Origin of the sequence: uncultured Pseudacidovorax sp. (assembly GCF_913773995.1) — a bacterium.
Taxonomy (GTDB): domain Bacteria; phylum Pseudomonadota; class Gammaproteobacteria; order Burkholderiales; family Burkholderiaceae_C; genus Xenophilus.
On record NZ_CAJYES010000175.1, the window covers coordinates 1 to 7,846 of the forward strand.

General features: G+C 70.5%; 4 protein-coding genes. All 4 read left to right on the top strand.

All coding sequences use genetic code 11. The features are described from left to right. Positions 1–360: 360 nt before the first annotated feature. Genes QZ772_RS15990 through QZ772_RS16005 form a run of 4 tightly spaced genes read left to right on the top strand, consistent with a single transcriptional unit; the run spans position 361 to position 7,230 of the window. Complete coding sequence (locus QZ772_RS15990) at positions 361–2,490, top strand: LamG-like jellyroll fold domain-containing protein (RefSeq protein ID WP_295528258.1); 2,130 nt, start codon at positions 361–363, stop codon at positions 2,488–2,490. Positions 2,491–2,503: 13 nt separating this feature from the next. Continuing rightward, a complete protein-coding gene (locus QZ772_RS15995) occupies positions 2,504–4,750 on the top strand; it encodes a phosphocholine-specific phospholipase C (RefSeq protein WP_295528261.1) in 2,247 nt (748 codons plus the stop codon). Positions 4,751–4,800: 50 nt separating this feature from the next. Further along, the gene (locus tag QZ772_RS16000; RefSeq protein WP_114803546.1) at positions 4,801–5,010 is read left to right on the top strand and encodes a hypothetical protein; all 210 of its coding nucleotides are present in this window, start codon (positions 4,801–4,803) and stop codon (positions 5,008–5,010) included. Between the two features lie 39 nt (positions 5,011–5,049). Continuing rightward, positions 5,050–7,230, top strand: a complete 2,181-nt coding sequence (locus QZ772_RS16005; RefSeq protein WP_295528264.1) for a phosphocholine-specific phospholipase C — start codon at positions 5,050–5,052, stop codon at positions 7,228–7,230. Positions 7,231–7,846: the final 616 nt, after the last annotated feature.

Genomic DNA, 7,846 nt, shown 5'->3' on the forward strand with positions numbered 1-7,846 from the left:
CTCAGCCCGAACGGGCTGGGGAGCTCAGCCCGAACGGGCTGGGGAGCTCAGCCCGAACGGGCTGGGGAGTTCAGACCGTGTCGCGCTGAGCTTCCTTCCTCCGTTCGCGCTGAGCCTGTCGAAGCGCCGTGCCCGGCTTCGACAGGCTCAGCCCGAACGGGCTGCGGAGATCGCGCCGGCGACTGGGCCTCAATTCACGGCACTGACACGGACTGTTGGCAAATTGTGCATTTGAGTCATTTGTTGTGAATTTCCTCCTGCCTCCGTGGGCAGGAGGCAGGCCACGGCAGATGGGGGAAAGCACACGCGCCGGCCTTGCAAGGCCGCGCGTCCATTCGACCGTTCGAAGAAAGAACCGGCATGCCACGCACGCACCTGTCCTCCCGACCCGCGCCCGCCTGGAAGGCGGGCCTCCTGGTCCTGGCCACCGCCCTCTCGCTCGCCGCCTGCGGCGGAGGTGGCGGCAACAGCAACCTCGGCCTGATCGCCGCCGCAGGCAGCGGCAGCGGCAGCGGCACCACCACGCCACCTCCCGCCACCGGCAGCAGCACGCCGCCCGCCACGCCCGGCACCAACGCCGGCCGCAGCGGCCCGAAGGTGCTGCTGGTGCAGATCGACGGCATGACCTACGCCGCCCTGCGCCAGGCGCAGGCGGCCGGTGCGCTGACCAGCCTGCGCGCCGCGCCCGCATGGACGGGCGGCATCGCCGGCACGCCCAGCGCCCAGCCCACCAGCACCGGCCCCGCCTTCGCCACACTGCTGACCGGCACCTGGGCGCGTCACGGCGTCGCCTTCGACAGCGCCGACCAGCGCATCGACACCGCACGCACGCCCACGCTGCTGGCCCAGCTGCGCCAGCGCACGCAGCCCCTCGCCCTTCAGAGCGGCGTGGTCACCAGCAGCACGGTCGCCGCCAGCCTGAGCGCCGACCCCGCCGTGGCGGCCGCCATCGACCGGCGCGTGGACTGCAACGGCGACGACGGCTGCGTCACCACCCGCACGCGCCAGCTCATCGAGGCCGGCATCGACCTCACCGTGGCCGAATACGGCGCACCCGCCCGCGCCGCCACCGACGGCCTGGGCAGCGCCGGCTACCGCGCCAGCGTCACCGCCACGGCGGCCGCCGTGCAGCAGCTGCTGGACGCCATCGCCCGTCGCCAGGCCAACGACCCCAAGGAAGACTGGCTCGTGCTGCTGACCGCCGACCATGGCCTGGATGCCTTCGGCAGCGCCACCGGCAGCCAGTCGCTGGACGACAAGACCAGCTTCATCGCCAGCAACAAGGCCCTGCCCTCGCTGCCGGCCGTGAACGATGCGCCGCCGGCCGACATCGCCACCCTGCTGCAGACGGCCGCCGCCACCGACCTCGCGCCCACCGTGCTGCAGCACCTGGCCATGCTGCCCGCGCTGGAGCAACGCGGCTACGACGGCATCGCGCTGCAGGCCGGCACCGCCGTGCGCCAGCTTCGCGCCGTGGCCGGCGCCGACAAGGCCAGCCTGGTGCTCGGCTGGACGCTCGCCGGCAACACGCAGGTGCCGGTGAAGGTGTACCGCGACGGCACGCTGATCGCCACCTTGCCCGCCGCCAGTACCCGCTACACCGACAACATCCAGGCCGCCGCGGACGGGCTCTATGCCTACCGCTACACCGTGGTGGCCGGCGACTCGGCCACCGGCGTGCAGGCGCAGATCGCCTACGTCAAGCCCGCGCTGCTCGCGACCACGCTGGTGCAGGGTCTGGCCGCGTACTACCCGCTCAATGCGCTGCCCACCATCGATGCGATCGGCGCCTCGACGATGGCACCCTGGGCCTCGGACGCCGCCGCCGGCTCACTGGTGAGCGACGACCCCTTCGTCGCGCCCTACAAGGGCAAGGCGCTGCGCGTGGACAGCACCATCAAGAACACCAGCGGCATGTCGGGCTACCGCCTGCTGCAGGGCACCGACGTGGCCACCGACAACAGCGTGACGGCCTACACCCTCGGCTTCTGGCTGCGCACCGACGCCAGCTGCAGCCAGGGCGTGAGCAACGGGGGCACGGTGATCGGCAACAAGAACTACACCACCGGCGCCAACGCGGGCCTGGCCATCGGCCTGTTCGGCGGCTGCGAGATCCGCTTCAACGTCGGTGCCGGCGGCAGCCGCGCCGACAGCAATGGCTACAAGCTCAGCGCCGGCCAGTGGGCCTATGTGGCGGTGGTCATCGACAAGGCCAACCTCAGGATGACCGGCTACGTGCTCGACCCGGCCCTGGGCACGCAGACCGGCAGCGCCACGCTCACCAGCACCCTCGTCGCCCAGCTCGGCGGCCTGAAGAACGGCATCGGCCTCAACGAAGACGGCACCGGCCTGTACTACCAGCGCGAGACCAGCTCGCCGCGTGGCGCCATGGACTTCGACGACTTCGCCATCTGGCGCCGTGCCCTCACGGCCGACGAGATCGCCAGCATGTTCAAGGCGGCGCAGCCGCTGTCCACCCTGCCGCGCTGAAGGAGCCGCCCTCATGAACACCCGCCGCAACTTCCTGCGAGCCTCGGCCACCACGGCCGGTGCTGCCGCCGCCCTGGCCGCCTTTCCGCCCAGCATCCGCCGTGCGCTGGCCATTCCGGCCAACAACGTCACCGGCACGATCAAGGACGTCGAGCATGTGGTCATCCTGATGCAGGAGAACCGCTCCTTCGACCACTACTTCGGCACGCTGCCGGGCGTGCGCGGCTTCGGCGACCGCTTCACCGTGCCGCTGCCCGGCGGCCTCAACGTCTGGCAGCAGAGCGACGGCAACGGCAAGGTCATCCTGCCCTTCCACCTCGACAGCAGCAAGGGCAACGCCCAGCGCGACGGCGGCACGCCGCACGACTGGGACGACAGCCAGAAGGCCTGGGACAACGGCCGCCTGGCGCAATGGCCGCGCTACAAGACCACCAAGGCCATGGGCTACCACCAGGAAGCCGAGGTGCCCTTCCAGTTCGCGCTGGCCAATGCCTTCACGCTGTGCGACGCCTACCACTGCGCGATGCACACGGGCACGGACGCCAACCGCGCCTTCCACCTCACCGGCACCAACGGCCCGACGGCCCAGAACGTGGCCTTCGTGCGCAACGAATGGGACTGGCTCGACGGCCGGGCTTCGGCCGTCACCACCGGCTACACCTGGAAGACTTATGCCGAGCGGCTGGAGGATGCCAAGGTCAGCTGGATCTCGTACCAGAACATGCCCGACGAATGGGGCGACAACATGCTGGGCGCCTTCCGCCAGTTCCGCCGGGCCAACCTGGCATCGCCCTACCCCGTGAGCAGCGGCGGCGCGCCCAACCAGCCCTATTCGAACAGCGGCCAAGCCACGCCCTACCGCGCCTACGACCCGGCCACCGACAACGCCGGCAACCCGCTCTACAAGGGCATCGCCAATACGCTGCCGGGCAGCAAGCCCGAGGACTACCTCGACGCCTTCCGCCGCGACGTGCGCGAGGGCCGGCTGCCGCAGGTGTCGTGGATCAACGCGCCCTCCATCTACTGCGAGCATCCCGGCCCGTCGAGCCCGGTGCAGGGCGCCTGGTTCATCCAGGAGATCCTGGACGCGCTCACCGCCGTGCCCGAGGTCTGGAGCAAGACGGTGCTGCTGGTGAACTTCGACGAGAACGACGGCTACTTCGACCACGTGCCCTCGCCGTCGGCGCCCTCGCCCAATGGCGACGGCAGCTACGCCGGCAAGACCACGCTGCCCGATTCGGCGCTCGCCGCCGAGTACTTCACCCATGCCGCGCCCGACGGCAGCACCGGCCAGCCCAAGCCCGACGGCCGCGTGTACGGCCCCGGCCCGCGCGTGCCCATGTACGTGATCTCGCCCTGGAGCCGTGGTGGCTGGGTCAACTCGCAGGTCTTCGACCACACCTCGGTGCTGCGCTTCCTGGAGCAGCGCTTCGGCGTCGCGGAACCCAACATCGGCCCCTTCCGCCGGGCCGTCTGCGGAGACCTGACCAGCGCCTTCAATTTCGTCAATCCCAATGGCGAGCCGCTGCCCACGCTGTCGGGCCGCAAGTCGCGCGACCAGGCCGACCAGCTGCGCACGCAGCAGCAGGCGCTGGCGCAGATCGTGCCGCCGGCCAACCCGCAGCTACCGCGCCAGGCCGCCGGCGCGCGACCCTCGCGCGCCCTGCCCTACGAGCTGCACACCAGCGCGCGGGCGGATGCCGCTGCCGGCACCGTGCGGCTGATCTTCGGCAACACCGGCAAGCAGGCGGCGGTGTTCCACGTCTACGACCGGCTCAACCTCGGCCGCGTGCCGCGCCGCTACATGGTGGAGGCCGGCAAGCAGCTGGACGACAGCTGGGCCGCCGCCACCGACAACGCGGGCCTGTACGACCTGTGGGTGCTCGGCCCCAACGGTTATCACCGCCACTTCCGCGGCGACCTGAACGCCAGTCGCGCCGCGGGCACGGCCAGCCCGGAACTGCGCGTCTGCTACGACGTGGCCAATGGAAACGTCTACCTGCGCATGCGCAACGACGGCACCGCCGCCTGCACGCTGACGATCCGCGCCAGGGCCTACCGCGACGACGCCCCCTGGACCGCCACCCTGGCACCCGGCGCCACCGCCGAGCAGCACTGGGACCTGGCCGGCAGCGGCCGCTGGTACGACTTCGAAGTCGGCAGCAGCGCCGACCCCGCCTTCTACCGCCGCTTCGCCGGCCGCGTCGAGACCGGCGCGCCGTCGGTGAGCGATCCGGCCATGGGCCTGGCCGACCGTTGAGCCGTCCGCCCCACCTCTTCCCTTCCATCCCCGACCACGAGCAACCCACCATGTCCCACACCCTCCTCTCCCTGCGCACCGGCCTCGTCGTGCTGGCCACCTGCGCCGCCCTGTCCGCCTGCGGCGGCAGCGGTGGCGGCAGCGGCTTCGTGCCCGCCGTCGGCGGCAGCACGCCGGGTGCCGGCACCGGCAACAGCGGCACCACGCCGCCCGCCACCGGCGACGGCAGCAAGGCACCCGACATGCGCTGCGCACCCTGAGCCCGCCGCCCCACGCAGAACCACGACGACACCCACACCATGAATTCCCGTCGCAAAGTCCTCCAGGCCTCGGCCACCTCGGGCATCGCCGCCGCCACGCTGGCGGCCTTTCCGCCCAGCATCCGCAAGGCCCTGGCCATTCCGGCCAACAACGTCACCGGCACCATCAAGGACGTCGAGCACGTGGTCATCCTGATGCAGGAGAACCGCTCCTTCGACAACTACTTCGGCACGCTGATGGGCGTGCGCGGCTTCGGCGACCGCTTCACCATTCCGCTGCCCAAAGGCCTGAACGTGTGGCAGCAGTCCGATGCCAACGGCAAGCCGGTGCTGCCCTACTACCTGGACGGCAGCAAGGGCAATGCCCAGCGCGTAAGCGGCACGCCCCACTCCTGGACCGACGGCCAGAACGCGTGGGATGGCGGGCGCATGTATCAGTGGCCGCGCTACAAGAACACGGCCTCCATGAGCTACTACAAGGAGGCGGAGCTGCCCTTCCAGTTCGCGCTGGCCAATGCCTTCACGATCTGCGACGCCTATCACTGCGCGATGCACACGGGCACCAACTCCAACCGGATGTTCCTGTGGACCGGCACCAACGGCCCCACCGGCGCCAACGTGGCCTCGGTGGTGAACGTGTGGGACGACATCGGCCCCTCGACCCAGGGCTACAACTGGAAGACCTACCCCGAGCGGCTGGAGGCGGCCAAGGTGAGCTGGATGGTCTACCAGTTCATGCCCGACAACTTCACCGACAACCCGCTGGCCGGCTTCGTGCAGTACCGCAAGGCCAACGAGGCTTCGGGCAAGCCGGTGAGCAACGACGCCGCGTCGCCCGCCTACGACCCGGCCAGCGACAACGCCGGCAACCCGCTCTACAAGGGCATCGCCAACACCATGCCCGACGGCGGTCTGCTGGGCACCTTCAAGCAGGACATCAAGAACGGCAAGCTGCCGCAGGTGTCGTGGATCGTGGCGCCGGCCACGTACTCCGAGCACCCCGGCCCGTCGAGCCCGGTGCAGGGCGCCTGGTACATCCAGGAGGTGCTGGACGCGCTCACCGCCGTGCCCGAGGTGTGGAGCAAGACGGTGCTCTTCGTCAACTTCGATGAGAACGACGGCTACTTCGACCATGTGCCTTCGCCCTCGGCCCCCTCGCCCAACGGCGATGGAACCTTCGCCGGCAAGACGACGCTGCCCGACGCCGACGTCGCCTTCGAGCGCTTCACGCACCCGGTGGCCTCGCCCGGCCAGCCGCTGCCCGACGGCAAGGTCTACGGCCCGGGGGTGCGCGTGCCCATGTACGTGATCTCGCCGTGGAGCCGCGGCGGCTGGGTCAACTCGCAGGTCTTCGACCACACCTCGGTGCTGCGCTTCCTGGAGCAGCGCTTCGGCGTCATGGAGCCCAACATCAGCGCCTACCGCCGTGCGGTGTGCGGTGACCTGACCAGCGCCTTCAACTTCGCGAACCCCAACAACGAGGCCCTGCCCACGCTCGCGGGCCGCAAGACCCAGGCCGAGGCGGACCAGCTTCGCGCCCAGCAGCAGGCGCTCGCGCAGATCGTGCCGCCCGCCACGCAACAGCTGCCGCGCCAGGCCACCGGCACGCGCCCCTCGCGGGCCCTGCCCTACGAGCTGCACACCAGCGCCCGCGTCGATGCATCGGCGGGCACCGTGCGGCTGATCTTCAGCAACACGGGCAAGCAGGCGGCGGTGTTCCACGTCTACGACAAGCTCAACCTGGACCGGCTGCCCCGCCGCTACATGGTGGAGCCGGGCAAGCAGCTGGAGGACAGCTGGGCGGTGGCCACCGACAACGCGGGCCTGTATGACCTGTGGGTGCTCGGCCCCAATGGCTATCACCGCCACTTCCGCGGCGACCTGAACGCGCTGCGCGCGGGCGGCTCGGCCTACCCGGAGCTGCGCGTGTGCTACGACGTGGCCAATGGCAACGTGTACCTGAAGATGCTCAACGGCGGCAGCGGTGCATGCAGCTTCACCATCCGCGCCAAGGCCTACCGCAACGACGGGCCGTGGACGGCGACGGTGGCCGCGGGCGCCAGCGCCGAGCAGCACTGGGACCTGTCGGGCAGCGGTCGCTGGTACGACTTCGCGGTCACCAGCAGCGCCGACGCGAGCTTTTACCGCCGCTTCGCTGGCCGCGTGGAGACCGGCGCACCATCGGTGAGCGATCCGGCGATGGGGCTGCAGGATCTCTGAGGCCGGCTGCGTCGGTCGCGGCGGGTTGTTGAGCTGTTGAGCTGGTTAGCTCATGCGCTCCTGAGCGCTTCGAAGCCCCTGCACGGGTGCGGTCTCCATGCGCAAGTGATGGGACGGTAACCCGGCGGAGGGCACCGGCATGCGCGCTCCCGGTGCACGCTCGCGCTGACCGGCTTGCCTCACTACACGGGTGCCCGCTGTCCACCGGCGTGCCTGGGGCACTGCACGGCGCCGCGAATGGCACCTCCGCACGCACACCGGCACCCTCCGCCTCGACGCTGCGCCCGAACGGCCGGGTTCGGCCGCCCAGGCCCCCACTCCGTTCGCCCTGCGCTTGTCGAAGGGCAGAGCGGCGCGCGGCGCATGTGCCTGGCGATGCTCGACCCGCTAGCCTGCTGCCCATAGGGGCGAGGCTTCGACACGCCCAGGGCGAACGGGTTGGGGTGGGCTGGCCGGCATTACCCTCAGCGTCTCGGTAGCCCCTAGGGTCCAAAGGTCCAAAGGCCCAAAGGCCCAAAGGTCCAAGGTCCAAGGCCCAAGGCACGAAAACAGGAGGGCTCGCGCGCAGCGGCGAGGCGGAGGATGCCGGTGTGCGTGCGGAGGTGCCATTCGCGGC